Below are 17,393 nucleotides of genomic sequence, written 5' to 3'. Positions count from 1 at the left end.
GCCTTGCTCGACACAAGTTGATCTACCAGAAGTCCCGTTCGCGTCCTCAAGGCCCTTGACTCAGCCGCAGACAGCCAAACGCAACGGCGTTGTGGATGACCAGCTCGGCGCGTACCAGCGGGAACCTGTGCATGATCACGCCCTCCTCCTTCCCTCCTCCCCTCCCCCCAACAAAAGGGGGTCAGATGAGGACGTGGGACTCGGGGTTGCCGGCGAAGCTGAACTGGGCGTTGCGGGTCAGCTTGTAGTCGGGAGCCTGCCACGTGTGGGCGGTGGCGTCCGAGCCCCGCATGTAGATGAAGTTGAACCGGTCGGCCGAGTAGATCCGGACGCCCTCCTCCTTGCAGCGCCGTACGAGCCGGGTGTCCTCGCCCGCGTTCACCGGCTCGAACGGCATGGACCGCAGCAGGTCCGCCCTGGCGACGATCGTGGCCCCCTGGATGAGGTGGGCGTATCGGTGCTCCAGCCCCGGCAGGCGGAAGACGGTCACGTTCTGGTCGGGGAAGTACGTGTAGTGCGCCCCCTTGCCGACCATGTCGGCGTCGGCGTAGTCGAACGAGCGGAGCAGGTCGGACAGGTAGTGCTCGCCGTAGATGTTGTCGTCGTCCATCTTGGCGATCAGCTCGCCCTCGGCGTGGGCGATGCCGTGGTTGAGCACCTCGCCCAGCGTCCACGCGGGATCGGCCGTGAGGACCTTCACAGCCGGCACGCCCGCCGCGAGGGCCTTGTCCCGGATCACCGCCGGGTCCTCGGAGAGGCCGTGCAGGACGAGGACGAGCTCCAGGTTGCGGTGCCGCTGCCGCGCGACCTGGCTGATCGCGTGTTCGAGCTGGCCGGCCCGGTTCGTCGGGAGCACGACCGAGACGGACCGCTCCCGCGAGGCGACCGGACGCCCGAGGTCGGTGAGGATCTGGTCCACCCGGTGGGCGAAGAGGTGCTTGTCGAAGACCTCGCGCATGGCCAGGTGCGCCTGGCGGGCCCGCAGCTCGGGGCTGTTGATGAAGTACAGCGCCCGGTTGTAGGCCTCCTCCTGCGAGTGTGCGACCGGGATGAGCGGCCCGAACGTCTCCTCGATGGCCCGCGACCAGCCGGAGAGCACGGTCGTCGAGCACGCCGACAGCTCGAACACGCGGCGCGCGCACATCGTCGGCGAGTCGATCACGGAGTTCACGTTCAGGAAGACCTTGTACATCTTGTACGCGGCCAGCATCTGCTCGTACGGCAGTTCGCCCACGATGTGCGGGCGATACTCCTCGGGCCAGGCGTACTTGTCGTCCACCGAGCCGTTGCGGGCGAAGATGTGCAGGCCCAGCTCTCGCGTGGGCGCGAGAACGGTCTCCATCTGCTCGCGCCGCTCGGGGTGCTTGTCGCGGAAGTACATCCCCGCGAAGACGATGTCGTACGGCCGGCCCTGCTTGGTCTGGATCGGGTTGTGGATCCGGGGCTGGGCCGCGAACTGCAGCACACCGACCCGGTCGTGTCCCAGAATTTCGCGATATTTCGGCACCATGTCGCCGTCGCATGTGTACACGTAGTCGAACAGCTTGGCCGTGTCGATGAAGAAGTCGAAGTTGGGCGGGTCCTCCTTGTTCCAGAAGACCGTCGGGATGCCCTCGGAGCGGCACCAGGCCACGAGGTCGCGCAGCTCCTGCTTGGGGGCGTTCGTCCCGGTCATCTGGTAGCGCCAGCGGCCCTGGTTGCCGTGCCAGGCCGACTCGCAGAACAGCACCTCCGGGCGCTTGTCCGCGAAGACCTCACGCCAGTCGTTCAGCCCGAACTCGATCTGGTCCCATTCGTACTGGAACGCCATCCGGGAGAAGTCGTCCAGGATCACGGCCACCCGGAGATCCGGCCGCACGACCGGGCCGTCGGGCCACTGCAACGAGGGGATCTTGACCTCGGGCCCCCTGGCGTCCGCCAGCTCGGCGGCCTCGACCACCGACATGGGTGCCTTGGGGCTCTTCCGCTCCTTCATCGCCTTGCTGAGGTCGCGCGGGAGCCGTACGAACTTGGCCGGCTTCGCGGCGCCGGTGAGCGCCTGGGCCACCCGGAAGGGGCGCTGGGTCTGGGTCGCCTTGAGCTTCCAGATGGCGTAGTCGGCCCGGGCCTCCTGCGTGGCGAGCTTCTTCTCCAGCTCGCGGATCCGCTGCTCGTAGCGCTCGACGATCTTGCGTTCCTCGGGCAGCCAGTTCACCGGCCCCAGCCGGTGGAAGCGCGGTTCCTCGGGAGTCTCGTCGTGCTCGGCCATGCTTCCCCCTCTATGACACCTTGCCGCGGGCTGCCGGAGAGAGGTTGTCGCCCCTCAGCCAGGCCGCGATGACCCGCGCGATTCTGGGCCCGGCCGCGCCGTCCCACAGCGGCGGCAGCTCGCCGCTCGGCGTCGCCGCGCCGTCCGCCAGCGCCTTGGACGCCGCCGCCGGCAGCGAGGCGGGGGTGACGAGCCGGTTGGTGCCGTGGGTGACCGTGATGGGCCGCTCGGTGTTGGGGCGGACCGTGAGGCAGGGGACGCCCAGCATGGTCGTCTCCTCCTGCACGCCGCCCGAGTCCGTCACGACCAGCGCCGCGCCGCGGACCAGGGACAGGAAGTCCACGTATCCCAGTGGGTCGATGATCCGCAGGTTGGGCCCGTCCACGAGCCCGGCCTCGGCCAGCCGCCCGCGCCCGCGCGGGTGCAGCGGCACGACGATCGGCACCTGCTCGGCCACCCCGAGCACCGCGTTCACCAGTTCGCGCGCCGACTCCGGGTCGTCCACGTTGGCCGGCCGGTGGAGCGTGGCGACGGCATAGCGGCCGGACACGCCGAGGCGCTCCTGGACCGGGGCGGGGTCGAGCTTCGGCAGCGCGGAGAAGAGGCTGTCGATCATCGGGTTGCCGACGAGGTGGACCTTCGCGGGGTCCACGCCCTCGCTCGACAGGTGGGACAGGGCCTCCGGCGAGGTGGCGAACAGCAGGTCGGAAAGGGCGTCGGTGACGACCCGGTTGACCTCCTCGGGCATCTCCCGGTCGAACGAGCGCAGGCCCGCCTCGACGTGCGCCGTCGGCACTTGGAGCTTGGCGCAGACGAGGATCGCCGCGAGCGTGGAGTTCACGTCGCCATAGACCACGACGAGGTCCGGGTTGTGCTCCAGCACGACCTCTTCGAGCCCCGTCAGCAGGGCCGCCGTCTGCCGGGCGTGCGAGCCGGACCCGACGCCGAGGTTGGCGATCGGCTCGGGCAGGCCGAGGTCGGCGAAGAAGACGTCCGACATCAGCGCGTCGTAGTGCTGGCCGGTGTGGATGATGCCCTGACGGACCCCGAGCTCGGCCAGCCCGCTCACCACGGGGGCGGCCTTGACGAAGTTGGGCCGGGCGCCCAGCACGTGCAGGACGAGGGGGTTGTCCCTCATTGACCTCGCCTTTCATCTGGACGTTCAACACACTGGGGGCAAACGTTGCCTATGGTACGGTCACGCCGTGGAATCCGAGGCCAACAAGCCCTCACAGGTGTCGCCCAAGTCGGCGAAGGCCGGCTTCCGGGGGTTTCTCCGCGGGTTCGTGAAGAATCCCGTCGTCGTCTCCCGGATCTTCGTGAGCAAGGTGAAATCCGACCCTGTGCGCGTCGCGCAGGCCGCCGCCGACGCGATGCCGGCCCGGATGCGCCCGGTCGTGGGCCGCGTCGCCTGGCCGGCTGCCCGCTATGTGAAGGTGACCGCTCGCAAGATCGTCCGGCGCATGGCCGACGGGCCGCTGGAGACCGCCAAGACCCACTTCGAGGCCGGGCAGATGTCGCAGGCCGTCAAGGTGCTGCGCCCGCACGCCAGGTGGCCGTTCATCCGCCGCCGGATCGCCTACTACGAGGGCGAGATGGCCGCCCTCGGGCCCGACCCGATCCCGCCGAAGCCCAAGGTCATCATGGGCGAGCGGGTGCCCGGCCGGGTGCTCCACATGGTCACCAACGCCCTGCCGTACACGCAGGCGGGCTACACCGTCCGGACGCACCGCATCGTCACCGCGCAGCTCAAGGCGGGGCTCGACCCCCACGTCGTGACGAGCTGGGGCTGGCCGATGCTCCAAGGCCACACCGAGGCCGAGCCGTACGAGGAGATCGACGGCGTGCCGTACTACCGGCTGCTGCCGAAGGGCGACGTGCCGTTCGAGAGCCGCGGCCGGATGATCCGCGGCGCGGCGGACGTCTCCGAGCTGGTGCGGACGCTGCGGCCGCAGGTCCTGCACGCCGCCACCGACCACCGCAACGGCTCCGTCGCGCTCGCCGTGCGGGAGCGGACGAACACGCCGTTCGTGTACGAGGTGCGCGGCTTCCTGGAGGAGACCTGGACCTCCCGTGACCCGAAGCGGATCGGCAGCGAGCGCCACCTCATGCAGCGCGAGCGCGAGGCGCACATCATGCGGGAGGCTGACGCCGTCGTCACGCTGGCCGAGACGATGGCCGCCGAGATCGTCGAGCGCGGCGTCCCCAGGGAGCGGATCTTCCTCGCGCCCAACGCGGTGGACGACTCGCTGCTCACCGCCCACTACGACGGCGCCTCCTTCCGCGAGATGTACGGCATCGCCAAGGGTGAGATCGTCGTCGGCTCGGTGTCGAGCATCGTCGGCTACGAGGGCTTCGCGACGCTGCTGAGCGCCGCCGCGCTGCTGAGGGACGGCGGGACACCGGTCAAGGTGCTCCTCGTGGGCGACGGCGCCGAGAGGCCCGCGCTGCTTGCCCAGGTCGAACGGCTCGGCCTGAACGACGTCGCGATCCTCCCCGGCCGCGTCGGGCCCGAGGAGGCCCTGCAGGCTCAGGCGGCGATCGACATCTTCGTCTGCCCGCGCGAGGACCTGCGGGTCTGCCGTCTCGTCACGCCGCTCAAGCCGGTCGAGGCGATGGCGCTCGGCAAGCCCGTCGTGCTCAGCGACCTGCCCGCGCTGTCCGAGCTCGTGGGGGCCGAGGGGGCCGGGCTCCTGGTGCCGGCCGGCGACCCGTCCGAGCTCGCCAAGGCGCTGGCCGCGCTCCGCGACGACCCCGAGCGCCGCCGGACCATGGGTGAGGCCGGAAAGGCCGAGGTCGCGGCCAAGCGGACGTGGAGCAGCCTGGCCCGGACCTATCGAACGATCTACCAATCACTGACCGAAGCCTGATAAAGACCAGAACTACGGATGTGGCACATCAGGCATCCTTGGTGCCGACTTGAGATAACCTTTGCCACCATGAAGTGTTGTTTCCGCCCCGGCGTTTCTCACCTGGTTCAATCGTGACAGCCTTCGATCTCACGATCATCGGGCTGGGATACGTGGGCATGCCGCTGGCCAAGGAGGCCACGGCGGCCGGCCTCCGGGTGGCTGGTCTGGACGTCGACCCCCGCAAGGTCGACGCGCTCAACGCCGGCCGGTCCTACATCGACGATCTGACCGACGCGGACCTTGACGCGATGCTCGCGGGCGGCTTCACCGCCACGCTCGACGCCTCCGTCCTCGCCCGCTCGGGCGCCATCGTCATCTGCGTGCCGACGCCGCTGGACGACGACCACCGGCCGGACCTGTCCGCCGTCGAGGGCGCGACCGAGACCGTCGCCGGGCACCTCCAGGCGGGAACTCTGGTCGTGCTGGAGTCCACCACGTGGCCGGGCACCACCGACGAGGTCGCGCGGCCCATCCTGGAGAAGTCCGGGCTGGTCGCGGGCACCGACTTCCACCTGGCGTTCTCGCCGGAGCGGATCGACCCCGGCAACTCGAAGTTCGGCCTGCGCAACACTCCCAAGGTCGTCGGCGGCTACACGACGGCGTGCAAGGAGCGGGCGTCGGCCTTCTACTCGCAGTTCGTCGAGCGGGTCGTGCCCGTCAGCGGCACCCGCGAGGCCGAGATGGCCAAGCTGCTGGAGAACACCTACCGCCACGTCAACATCGCCCTCGTCAACGAGATGGCGATCTTCTGCGACGAGCTGGGCGTGAACCTGTGGGAGGCCATCGAGGCGGCCTCCACCAAGCCGTTCGGCTTCCAGAAGTTCCTCCCAGGCCCGGGAGTGGGCGGCCACTGCATCCCCGTGGACCCGTCGTACCTGTCGTACACGGTCCGCAAGCTCGGCTACCCGTTCCGGTTCGTCGAGCTGGCCCAGGAGATCAACGAGCGGATGCCGTCGTACGTGGTCGCCCGCGTCCAGCGGCTGCTCAACCGGGCCCGCAAGCCGGTGAACGGCTCCCGCGTGCTGCTGCTCGGCGTGACCTACAAGCCGGACATCGCCGACGAGCGTGAGACGCCTGCCATCCCGGTCGCCGAGGCGCTCCTGGAGCTCGGCGCGGAGCTGGTCTTCTGCGACCCGTACGTGAAGGAATGGTCGGTCGAGGGCACGGCGGTCCCCCGCGAGGACGATCTCGCCACGGCCGTCGCGGAGGCCGACGTGACCGTGCTGCTCCAGCAGCACTCGGCGTTCGATCTCGACGTGGTGGAGGACCGGGCGCGGCTCGTGCTGGACACTCGGGGCGTTCTGTCCCCGAGCGATCGCGTCGAGCGGCTGTAGGAAGGGCCCGCGCGTGCACGTGCTCGTCATGACGGTGGTGCATCACCCCGAGGACGCCCGGATCCTGCACCGGCAGATCCGCGCGCTCGTCGACGCCGGACATGAGGTCACGTACGCCGCGCCGTACACCGCGCGCGGGGTCGTCCCGCGCTCCTGGGTGACCGGGGTCGACCTGCCGAGAGCGGCCGAGCGGCGCCGGTTCGCCGCCGTGCGGGCCGCGCGCCGGCTTTTCAAGAGCATGCGCGGCAAGGTGGACCTGGCGCTCATCCACGACCCCGAGCTGCTGCTCGCGGTGGCCGGGGTGCGCAGGCGCCCGCCCGTCGTGTGGGACGTCCACGAGGACACCCCCGCGACGCTCTCGCTCAAGCCGTGGCTGCCCTCGTTCCTCCGGCCGCCGATGCGGTTCCTCGCGCGGCTCCTGGAGGGTACGGCGGAGCGCCACCTGCACCTGCTGCTCGCCGAGACGGCCTACGCCGGGCGCTTCAAGCAGGCCCACCTGGTCGTGCCGAACGAGACGTGGGTGCCCGACAGCGTCAGCCCGCCCGGCGACGACCGTGTGGTCTACCTCGGCTGGCTTTCCGAGGCCAGAGGCGTCCACGAGGCCATCGAGGTGGCCCGGCTGCTCCAGCCCCACCGGGTGGCCGTCGAGCTGATCGGGTACGCCGACCCGCGGACCCGCCCCATCCTCAACGACGCGGTCGAGCAGGGCGTCCTGGAGTGGCGTGACTTCATGCCGAACGACGAGGCGCTCAAGCGGCTCGACGGGGCGCTCGCCGGGCTGTCCCTGCTCCACGACGAGCCCAACTACCGCCACTCCATGCCCACCAAGATCGTCGAGTACATGGCCCACGGCATCCCGGTGATCACGACCCCGTCACCGCGGGCCGTCGAGCTCGTGGAGCGTTATCAGTGCGGAGTGGTGGTCCCCTGGCAGGACGCCGGGGCCGTGGCGCGGGCAGTCCTCGGCCTCAGGGACAACACGGCGGAGCGGCGAGCCACGGGCGCCCGGGGGTACGCCGCCGCGCGGGCGAACCACCACTGGCCCAACTCCGCTCGCCGGTTCGTGACACAGCTCGAAGCCTGGGCGGGCGTCAAGCACTGACGCTCAGCCGAACCGGAATGTCCCTCCACGACGGGCGGTAGTGTCCTGAACGTGCGCTGGCTCACCTTGATCCTGGGCGTGGCCATCCTCGCGGGTGTCGCGTCCGTCGTGATCGTTCTGCGGGACGGGAAGCCCGGCTCCCACACGGTCAACGCGGGACTCACCTCCCCGGCGACTCCCTCGACCTCCGTGAAGCCCTCGACCTCCCCGAAGCCCTCAGCGAGCGCGTTCACCGATCCGTGCGGAACGTTCGAGACGGCGGCGGCCACGCCGTACCCGGTGAGCGGCTACTTCGTCATCCCCACCTCGGACCCGTGCACCTGGCGCCGCCAACTTCAGGCCATCCACCGGGTCGGCGGCGACACGGTCGTACGGCTCGGCTTCGGTCTGTCCCCTCGGCAGGTGGACGCCGACGGCCGGATCCTGGAGAAGCAGGACGACAAGGACCCGCAGAAGGAGCTCAAGCCCGACGGCCGCTACGCCGTCTGCGTGGAGAACGGGCTCACCTGCGTGCAGGCGGCCGACAAGGACCTCAAGGCCGCCAACCCGGGCAACAGGATCACCTGGACGTACGTCTACCGGACCGACGAGCAGTACGGCCCGGGTGTCTTCCGCTGCCCCACGATGGAGCACAAGATCGTCATCGGGACGTCGGTGTTCTTCCGCCTGCTCGCCCCGGAGGACGGCTCCGACGACCCGACGTGCGACTTCTCCTCCAAGGGACGCGGCTACCACCTCATCCTGGTCTCGGCCGGGACGAAGGACAGCCTCAGCGAGCTGCTCGGCCTCGGCGACAGGTTCGGCATCAAGGTCTTCCCCGCGCTGCCCCTCGCGCCGCGCGACCCCGCCGAGATGACCCGGGCCGACCCGCGGCACGTCGGCACGCTGACCACGCTGACCCGGCGGATCCTGCAGGACTACGGCGACCGCTTCAAGGGGCGGGAGTCGCTGGGCGGGGTCTACCAGCCCTTCGAACTGCAGATCCGCGACTGGCCCGACCCGGCCAAGGTGCCGACCCTGCAGGTGTACGAGGAGCAGCACCTCATCGTCGAGCAGGAGCTGCCGGGCAAGCCCATCCTCGTCAGCCCGTACATCGACGCCCGCCGCCGGGTCGGGTACACCTCTACGCCGGCGCAGGTGGCCAAGGGCTTCAAGGCCCTCGCCAAGACCGGCGTCGGGATCATCGCGCCCCAGGACGGCCGGGGCACCGGCAAGGTCGGCCTCTTCTGGCCCAACTGGAAGAACAAGGCCGTCGACGACCGGCTCAAGCCCACCGTGGGCGAGAGCACGTACGCCACGGCCTACTACGGCGGGACCCGCGACTACTACCGGCTGATGGCCCAGGCCCGCGATGAGCTGGCCCAGGAGGGGATCAACGTCCAGCTCTGGGCCAACCTGGAGGGCTTCGAGCCCTCCGGCTCCGAGCCCTGCGGTCGGCAGGGCACCCGGGGCCGGACCGACAAGCCCCGGCTGGACACCCAGGTGACCCTGGCCGGGCCGTACGTCTCGAAGATCATCTCCTACATGTGGAGCGACTTCTTCACCTGCGGCTCGCCGTCGCTGTCGGAGGAGATCGTCGCGGACTGGGATCGCCCCATCGCCATCGAGGCCGTCAGGCAGAAGCGGCAGATCCAGGATGGCCTGGAGATCCGCGGCTACCACCTGGGCGACGCCAAGGTCACGCTGAGCTGGAACGGCGTCGAGACGCCCCGGGTGGTCGACTCCGCGACGGTCGGCTGGCACGACCCCGCCCCCATCGAGGGCCTGCCCTCCGGGACCGAGAAGATCTGGATCCCGGTCGACTGGGCGACCGTGCCCAAGGACGTCTGGGTGCGGGTCGAGGTCACCTCCTCCGACGGCCGCAAGGCCACGGAGCCCGTGTACTTCCACAACATCGGGTGACCCGCCCCACCCCGAAAGGCGGAGCACCGGCCCGCGTTCCGGTAGCGTGCCAATCATGATCCCGCGAATTCCGGTCAGCGTGGATCTGGTCGTGCTCACCGTCAGGGCCCAGGAGCTGAGCGCGCTGGTCTGGCGGCGCGACAGGCCGCCCTACGAGGGCCGGTGGGCGCTGTCCGGCGGCTTCATCCAGCTTGAGGAGGACCTGCCCGCCGCCGCGGCCCGCGTCCTGGCCGAGCGCGCCGGCCTCCCCGGCGCTCCCGTCCACCTGGAGCAGCTCCAGACGTACGGCTATCCCGACCGGGACCCCCGCCAGCGGGTGGTCAGCGTGGCCTATCTGGGGCTCGCCCCCGACCTGCCCGCGTCCACCGAGGCCCACATGAGCTGGCAGCCGGTCGCCTCCCTCACGGACATGGCGTTCGACCACCGGCGGATCATGCTCGACGGCGTGGAACGGGCCCGGGCCAAGCTGGAGTACACGTCGCTCGGCGCGGCCTTCTGCCCGCCCGAGTTCACCGTGGCCGAGCTGCGCCGCGTCTACGAGATCGTCTGGGGCCGCCCGCTCGACCCCCGGAACTTCCACCGCAAGGTCACCAAGACCGAGGGCTTCCTCATGCCCATCGGGCGGACGACCACGAGGGACGGCGGCCGCCCCGCCATGCTCTACCGCCGCGGCCCCGCCGTACTGCTGCATCCGCCGATGCTGCGCGTTTAGCGATTGCTGGCGATCTCTGCCGATATATTCCTGCTCATGTTGGATTCGGCCCCCCGCGTTTCCGAATCGCCGGTCAAAGTGCCTGACTCGCGACGGCTGCGAGTTCTCGACCTGCTCCGGTTCTGCGCGGCGCTCGCGGTGGTGCTGTTCCATTACGGAGAGACCCGGGCCTGGGGCAGCACGCACGCCTTTCCCAAGCTGAGCGCGGTCACCATGTTCGGCGTGTACGGCGTGCGGCTGTTCTTCATCATCAGCGGGTTCGTGATCCTGATGAGCGCATGGGGGCGCAGGCCCGGCGAGTTCGCCTCCTCGCGGATCGCGCGGCTCTATCCGGCGTACTGGGCCAGCGTGCTCGTCCTCGGTGCGCTGGCGGTCGCCGGCCTCATCACCGACCACCGGCCCACCCTCAGTGAGCTGCTCGCCAACCTGACCATGCTTCAGCACGGGCTGCGGATCCGCGACCTGGAGATCGTGTACTGGACGCTATGGCCGGAGCTGGTCTTCTATGTCGTCATCGCGTGCTTCGTCGCGATCGGCATCACCTACCGCCGCTGCCTCGCGTTCCTCGGCGGCTGGCTGTTCCTCCTGGTCATCGCCGAGCGGGTGAACGCGGACCTGATCCAGGCGGTGGTCATCCCGTTCAGCGCGCCGTACTTCATCGCGGGCATGGCCCTGTTCCTCATCCACCGGTTCGGCGGGTCGATGTTCCCCTGGCTGTTCGTGGGTGTGGGCTGGGCGCTGGGCGTCATTCAGGCGCTGAAGGAGACCCCCACCGCCGTGCAGCGGTTCGGCGACGCGCTCGGATCCGCGCTCGTGGTCGGGGTCGTCTCCCTCATCTTCCTTGTCATGATCCTGGTGGCGCTCGGCACGCTCGACTGGGTCGACTGGCGATGGCTCACCACGCTCGGAGCGTTGACGTATCCGCTCTACCTCTTCCACCACCACGTCGGGTTCCTGCTCATCGGCTGGCTGCGTGGCCCTCTGGGCAACTGGGTGGCACTCCCGGTGATCGTGCTGATCGCCCTCGGCGTCGCCTACGCGGTGCACCGGTTCGTGGAGGCGCCCCTGCAGCCCAGGCTGCGGGCCGCGCTGGACCGTTCGCTCCGCGCCGACGGCGGCTACTTCCCCCGGGGCGGGTAGATCTCGCCGCCGCGCAGCTCGCGGCCCTGTAGCAGCGTCGTGATCGTGACGAAGTGGTAGTCCTCCTTCTCCAGCTTCGTCAGCACGGCCGGCATGGCCTTGACCGTCTCCGGGACGATGTCGTGCAGCAGGATGACACCGTTGCGCTTGGCCAACGCGAGCGTCCGCTTTCTGATGACGTCGACGTCGCGGGCCTGCCAGTCGAGGGTCGATCCGGTCCAGAGGATCTGCGACAGGCCGAGCTCGGCCATGAGCTGGCCGATCCGGTCGTTGGTCGCGCCGTTCGGCGGCCGCATCATCGTCGGCGCCTTGCCCACGGTCTGGGAGATGATGTCGGAGGTGCTCGTGATCTCGGTGAGAACCTCCTGGTCGGACAGCGTGGTGAGGTCCGCGTGGTCCCAGGTGTGGTTGCCGATCTCATGGCCCTCGTCGACGATCCGCTGCGTCAGCTCCGGCCGGACCGCCACCTTCCGGCCGAGCAGGAAGAAGGTCGCCTTGGCCTCGTGCTTCTTCAGCGTGTCCAACAGCTCGGGCGTGTACGGCCAAGGGCCGTCGTCGAAGGTCAGGGCGATGCACTTGTAGCGGGCGCAGTAGGCCTTCTTCTTGGTCGCAGGTTTAGCCCCGACGCCGGCACTCCCGCCGCTCGCCGCCATCGCCCGTGCTGTCACCGACTGCGCCGTTACGGACTGCGCTGTCACCGACTGTGCCGTTACTGGCCGTGCCGCCATGGATCGTTCCGTTATGGATCGTGCCGCCATCGACCGTGCCGCCATCGACTGGACTGTCATCGACTGTGCCGCCACTGACTGTGCCGCCGGGACGACAAGAAGCCCGGCCGCGCAGACACCGGCCACCACAATCCTGACTTTCCGCCACATGCCGCCGAATCTTAGTGAAGGCCAAGGGGTACGGCGAGTTTCCACATGAGCGTTTCAAGCACGCCAATCCCTGCCGCCTCGGACCCGACGAACTAGTCATGGTGAATTGTCTCTTTCATCCTTTGTTGGGCTAATTTCGTGCGGGCTATCAGGGGCGTCCGAATCTGTGGTCACGCGCTCATTAACGGTCGTCTCAGCGTCTGCGGCGGCTCCAGTACGCGCTGCAGCCGCGCCGCCCGGTGGTCCGGGTGCGGTCGGTCATCGCGTTCCGTGTCCCCTAAGAGCGGGGGTGGTGCGCGGGCGCGGTCGACTTCTCGCCGCTCATGCGTGATCGCGGCCCTGACGGATATCTCTTCCCGTGGCGTTAGGTAGATCTTTCCGACAACCTCCTGACCTGCGGTTTTGTCGTGGATCAAGTCCTGGTTTTGTCGTAGGTGCTGGATAGCGTGAGGGCAGTTGTTGAGATCCGCTGGAGCGTGGGGGAGGTGCCTTTGCATGGCCGGGTCACCGATCGATGTGTGGGGTTCCCTTGGTGCGGCGGGTGCTTCCAGGCGCGGGCTGCCCGAGGTCCTGAAGGGCACTGTGCTGGACCCCGACTACGTCCCGCCGCAGCGGCCCGCCGAGGAGGCGTACGGCAGCGCGTGGCAGCACGAGGCGTACCGGCAGTTCGTCAGCGGGTCCTCGCCCGACGCCGGCACCTCCGCCGGCACCTCCGATGGCGCCTCCTCCGACGGTGTTCCTTCCAGCGACGCACCCTCCGACGGTGAGCCCTCCGGCGGTGAGCCCTCCGACGGTGAGTCCTCTGACGGTGACCCTTTTGATAGCGGTCCTTCCGGCGGTGAGCCGTCGGGCGGTCAGCCGGTGGGGTCGGGGGTGTTGGTGTCGGAGTTGCGGGAGATGGCGTCCCGGCTGGCGGTGGCCGGCCTTCCCGGCACCGCCTTGTGTCTGGTTGAGGTGGAGGAGTTGCTGTACGCGCGGGATCGGTTGATCTCGGCGATCGCCGCGCGGGTGGGCCGGGTGCATGTGGCGGGGGAGGTCAAGGGTGTCGGGTATGGCTCGACCGGGACGTGGTTGTGTGGCGCGGCGGGGATGACCGGTGCGGGGGCGTCGCGGTTGCTCCGGCTGGCGACGGAGCTGGCCCGGCTGCCGGTGGTGCGGGGGCGGTTCGCGGCCGGGACTTTGGCTGAGGGGCCGGTCGATGTGATCACTCAGGTGACTTCCCGGCTGACCGATGAGCAGGCCGTGCTGGTGGAGCCGATTCTGGTGGACCTGGCCGATCATGCCACCCCGGCGGAGATTTCCAAGGCCGGGCGGTACCTGCGCGAGTTGCTGGATCCGGGGACGCTGGATGATGAGGCGGATGCTGATTACGTGACGCGGTTCCTGCTGGTCCGCCCGTCCAGCACGGGTGGGGTGGAGGGGGAGTTCCGGTTGCCGCGTGAGGCCGGCGCCCGGCTGCGCGAGTTTTTGACCGCTTACGCCCGCCCGAAGGGCAAGGACGACGACCGGCCGCTGCGGGTGCGGCAGGCCGACGCGCTGGCCGCGTTGTTGAGCAAGAAGGTCAGCACCGAACTCCTGGTCCTGGTCCGGGCCGAATCCCTCCCCGACGACATCACCCCCGACAACCCCACCGGCGACAACCCCACCGCGACCGCCGCCGCCGAGGCTGACCTCACCACCCAAGCGGCTGACCCCAGTGGTGCTCGACCCGGCACGGCCCAGCCTGGTGACGGCTCCACCTGCTGTACCGACGGCGCGTGCCACAGCGCGGGCACGACCGTAGGCGCCGGTTCCACCGGGGCAGATACCGGACGTGGGACTGCGGACACCAGCGCGGACACCAGCGCGGACACCAGCGCGGACGCGGGTGCGGACACGCGCCCGGACGCGGGTCCCGGCAACGACGCGGGGGCGGGCACAGACACGAGCGCGGACACGAGCGCGGAGGCGGGTGCCGGTAACGGCGCAGGTGCCGGTGCCGGTGCGGACGCTGGCGGCGCTGCGGGCCAGGGGGCGGGGGATGCGGCGTGTGGCAGGTGCGGGCACCACCCCGACCGGCTCGCACCCGGGCTGCTGATCGCCACCGGGCAACTCCTGCCCATCTCCGACGTGCAGCGGCTGGCCCGCACCTCCCGCCTCGTCCGCATGGTCGTGAACGCCAAAGGACAGGTCCTGAACATGGGCCGCGCCGTACGCCTGGCCACCCCCGCCCAACGCCACGCCCTCACCACCCGCTACGCCACCTGCTACTGCGACGGCTGCGCCATCCCCTCCGACATGACCGAAATCGACCACGTCAAAGGCTGGATCAACGGCAGCGACACCAACCTCGACGACCTCGCCCCCGCCTGCCCCTGGCACAACCGCGACAAAGCCGCCCACCCCGACCGCTACACCACCCACCGCAACCCCGACGGCACCTGGACCCTCACCCACCTCGGCAGAAAAGGCCGCTACGCCGGAAGATTCCGAACCTGAACAGAAAACAGCGCAACGCTGACCACGCACGCTCCCTGACCAAGCCGCAGGGGCCTTGCTCCACCGCGCGCGGCCCTGTTGAACCGCGCCGGCGACGCTGAACGTGCGCACGAACCACGGCCGCGTCGGCGGCGGCGACGCTGAGCCGTACCGACGTTGGGTTGTGCAGGTGACGCTGAGCCGGACGGGTGGCCGACCTCATCAAAGTGACGCTGAAGGGGTGACGCTGAGCTGTATGGGCACAAGCGACGCTGAACTGCATGGGCGAGGCTCGCGCGAGTGGAGGCGGGGCTGGCCCGGGTAATCCAGAACCGCGCGGGCGGCGCATCTCATCGAGGCGGCGCTGAGCCCGGCAGGTGGTGCTGAAACCGCACTCGCGACGCTGAGCCGTACGTGTCCATACGAGCTGGCCGTGCGAGCACATGTGGCGCTGCTGGACATGCGAGGCTGAGCCGCACGGGCGCGAGCGCGCGCCAACCGCCGGGCTATGTCCGCAGGCAGGGGAGCAGACAAGGGAGCAGACAGGGGAGGAGCCAGCGGATAGGCCGGTGGAAAACCGCCTCCGGCGACGGGTTGCGGGGGCGTCCCCGGCATCTCCTAAGGTAATGACATGCCGCGTTTCCGCTCGATCCTCGACACGATGCCGGCCTACAAGCCAGGCAAGGCCGTGATCTCCCCCGAGGGCCGCTCGTTCAAGCTTTCCTCCAACGAGAGCCCCTACGAGCCGCTGCCGTCGGTGGTGGAGTCGATCACCCGGGCGGCCGTAGAGATCAACCGTTATCCAGATCCGGGGTCGGTGAAGCTCACCGGGGCCCTCGCGGAGCGGTACGGCGTGCCGTACGACCACGTCGCGCTGGGCGCGGGGTCGGTCGCGGTGGCGCAGCAGCTCCTGGAGACTGTGGGGGAGCCGGGCGCCGAGGTGCTCTACGCCTGGCGGTCCTTCGAGGCCTACCCGCTGCTCGTGAGCCTGGCGGGGGCGGTCGCCGTCGAGGTGCCGCTCAGGGACGAGACGCACGACCTGGACGCCATGGCCGACGCGGTCACGCCGGAGACGCGCCTGATCTTCGTGTGCAACCCGAACAACCCGACGGGCACGGTCAACCGGACGGCCGAGCTTGGGCGCTTTCTCGACCGGGTGCCGGAGAACGTGCTCGTGGTGCTCGATGAGGCCTACCGGGAATACGTCAGGGACGAGGACGTGCCGGACGGGCTGACCTTCTATCGCGACCGGCCCAATGTCGCCGTCCTGCGCACGTTCTCCAAGGCGTACGGCCTGGCGGGGCTGAGGGTGGGTTACCTGATCGGCCACGCGCCGGTGGCGGCGGCGGTGCGGAAGACGATGATGCCGTTCGCGGTCAACCATCTCGCCCAGGTCGCCGCCGTGGCGTCTCTGCAGGCCGAGGCGGAGCTGCTGGAGCGGGTCGAGACGGTGGTCAAGGAGCGAACCCGGGTGCGGGAGGCGCTGCTCTCCCAGGGCTGGACGGTGCCGCCGACCGAGGCCAACTTCGTGTGGATGCGCCTCGGCGAGCGCACGATGGAGTTCGCCGAGCTTTGCGCCGGGTCGGGTGTGGCCGTGCGGCCCTTCGCCGGGGAGGGCGCCCGTGTCTCGATCGGCGACCCGGAGTCCAACGACACCTTCCTCGCCGCCGCCGAGGCGTTCAAGAACTGACCGAGACCGTCAGCCCGAGACCCTCAGGCCGAGGCGTTCAGGAGCTGACGGCCGCTGTTAGGAACCGACTTCGCGCAGTGCCGGCTCCTCCACTGAGGGCGCCGGCTTGCGGCGTTCGGTGGAGATCACGAGCGCCACGCCGATCACGATCAGAAGTCCGGCGAGCAGCATGCCCGCGGTCACCCGCTCGTCCAGCACGATCATGCCGAGGACCACGGCCACCACGGGGTTGACGTAGGCGTACGTCGACACGAGCGAGATCGGCGCGTTGCCGAGCAGCCACACGTAGGACGTGAACGCCACGAGCGACCCGAAGAACACCAGGAAGACCATGGCGAGCCACGACCGGCCGGTCACGGCACCGATGTCGACCCGCTCGCCGATCCCCAGGCCGGTGAGCAGCATCACTGCGCCTCCGACGGCCATCTCGACCGTGCTCGCGGCGAACGGGTCCTTCGGCATGGGGATCCGCTGCGCGATGAACGACCCGACCGACCACGACACCGACCCGAGCAGCAACACGGCGACCCCCAGGGTGGCCGACGACGTGCCGCCGCCCAGGGAGAGCCCGGCCACTCCGGCGAAGCCGACGAGCACGCCCGCCAGCGTCAGCGCGTGGGGCCGGTCGCGGAAGACGGTCCGGAGCATGACCAGCCATAACGGCACCGAGGCGACGAGCAGCGCGGCAAGGCCGCTGGAGATGTGCTGCTCGGCCACGGCGACCATGCCGTTGCCGGCGGCCAGCAAAAGCACCCCCACCAGCGCGGCCCCGCCGAACTCCCGCACCGTCATGCGGTACGGCGTGGCCCCCTTCCGGGCGACCAGCACCGTGGCGAGCACCAGCGCGGCCGTGACGAACCGGAACCCGCCGCTCAACAGCGGCGGCACGCTCTCGATGGCGATCCTGATGCCCAGATACGTCGAGCCCCACACGATGTAGACGGCGGCCAGCGCCAGCCAGACCCGGATGTCACGACCGTTCTTCCCCATGGGCCATGACAATAGCCCCCGGCTCTGA

At 69.7% G+C, this 17,393-nt stretch carries 12 protein-coding genes; 8 read left to right on the top strand and 4 right to left on the bottom strand.

Annotated elements, in window-relative coordinates; translation table 11 throughout:
- Positions 1–181 precede the first annotated feature (181 nt).
- On the bottom strand, positions 182–2,248 hold the full coding sequence (locus ABH927_RS29580) for a glycosyltransferase (RefSeq protein WP_370026941.1): 2,067 nt from the start codon (positions 2,246–2,248) through the stop codon (positions 182–184).
- 10 nt (positions 2,249–2,258) lie between these two features.
- On the bottom strand, positions 2,259–3,386 hold the full coding sequence (wecB, locus tag ABH927_RS29575; RefSeq protein ID WP_370026939.1) for a non-hydrolyzing UDP-N-acetylglucosamine 2-epimerase: 1,128 nt from the start codon (positions 3,384–3,386) through the stop codon (positions 2,259–2,261).
- A 67-nt stretch (positions 3,387–3,453) separates the two neighbouring features.
- Here wecB and ABH927_RS29570 point away from each other — a divergent pair, with 67 nt between their 5' ends.
- The 6 genes from ABH927_RS29570 (at position 3,454) to ABH927_RS29545 (ending at position 11,350) form a co-directional block, all read left to right on the top strand.
- Positions 3,454–5,118: a glycosyltransferase family 4 protein gene (locus tag ABH927_RS29570; protein ID WP_370026937.1), complete on the top strand. Its 1,665-nt coding sequence runs from the start codon at positions 3,454–3,456 to the stop codon at positions 5,116–5,118.
- A gap of 113 nt (positions 5,119–5,231) precedes the next feature.
- Entirely contained in the window at positions 5,232–6,494 is a 1,263-nt protein-coding gene (locus ABH927_RS29565) for a nucleotide sugar dehydrogenase (protein ID WP_370026936.1), read from the top strand.
- Between the two features lie 13 nt (positions 6,495–6,507).
- The gene (locus tag ABH927_RS29560; RefSeq protein ID WP_370026934.1) at positions 6,508–7,596 is read left to right on the top strand and encodes a glycosyltransferase; all 1,089 of its coding nucleotides are present in this window, start codon (positions 6,508–6,510) and stop codon (positions 7,594–7,596) included.
- Positions 7,597–7,647: 51 nt separating this feature from the next.
- Positions 7,648–9,498, top strand: a complete 1,851-nt coding sequence (locus ABH927_RS29555; protein ID WP_370026932.1) for a DUF4434 domain-containing protein — start codon at positions 7,648–7,650, stop codon at positions 9,496–9,498.
- Positions 9,499–9,553: 55 nt separating this feature from the next.
- Positions 9,554–10,210, top strand: a complete 657-nt coding sequence (locus tag ABH927_RS29550; protein ID WP_370026930.1) for an NrtR DNA-binding winged helix domain-containing protein — start codon at positions 9,554–9,556, stop codon at positions 10,208–10,210.
- Positions 10,211–10,288: 78 nt separating this feature from the next.
- Entirely contained in the window at positions 10,289–11,350 is a 1,062-nt protein-coding gene (locus ABH927_RS29545; protein ID WP_370026929.1) for an acyltransferase family protein, read from the top strand.
- On the opposite strand, the gene ABH927_RS29540 is transcribed toward ABH927_RS29545, so the two are convergent.
- Positions 11,329–12,048 (bottom strand): polysaccharide deacetylase family protein, encoded by a 720-nt coding sequence (locus ABH927_RS29540; RefSeq protein WP_370026927.1) that lies wholly within the window; start codon positions 12,046–12,048, stop codon positions 11,329–11,331. The genes ABH927_RS29545 and ABH927_RS29540 overlap by 22 nt on opposite strands.
- A gap of 675 nt (positions 12,049–12,723) precedes the next feature.
- Here ABH927_RS29540 and ABH927_RS29535 point away from each other — a divergent pair.
- Together ABH927_RS29535 and hisC are read left to right on the top strand one after the other, a co-directional pair.
- The gene (locus ABH927_RS29535) at positions 12,724–14,706 is read left to right on the top strand and encodes a DUF222 domain-containing protein (RefSeq protein ID WP_370026926.1); all 1,983 of its coding nucleotides are present in this window, start codon (positions 12,724–12,726) and stop codon (positions 14,704–14,706) included.
- 610 nt (positions 14,707–15,316) lie between these two features.
- Complete coding sequence (gene hisC / locus ABH927_RS29530; RefSeq protein WP_370026924.1) at positions 15,317–16,375, top strand: histidinol-phosphate transaminase; 1,059 nt, start codon at positions 15,317–15,319, stop codon at positions 16,373–16,375.
- A 57-nt stretch (positions 16,376–16,432) separates the two neighbouring features.
- Here hisC and ABH927_RS29525 read toward each other — a convergent pair whose 3' ends face one another.
- Positions 16,433–17,365, bottom strand: coding sequence for an EamA family transporter (locus ABH927_RS29525; RefSeq protein ID WP_370026923.1), 933 nt, complete (start codon positions 17,363–17,365; stop codon positions 16,433–16,435).
- Between the last annotated feature and the right edge of the window lie 28 nt (positions 17,366–17,393).

Source organism: Planotetraspora sp. GP83, assembly GCF_041262585.1.
Classification (GTDB): domain Bacteria; phylum Actinomycetota; class Actinomycetes; order Streptosporangiales; family Streptosporangiaceae; genus JAOEGB01.
The sequence above is the reverse complement of the archived record's forward strand: the minus strand, read 5'-3'. Positions and strand labels throughout refer to the sequence as shown.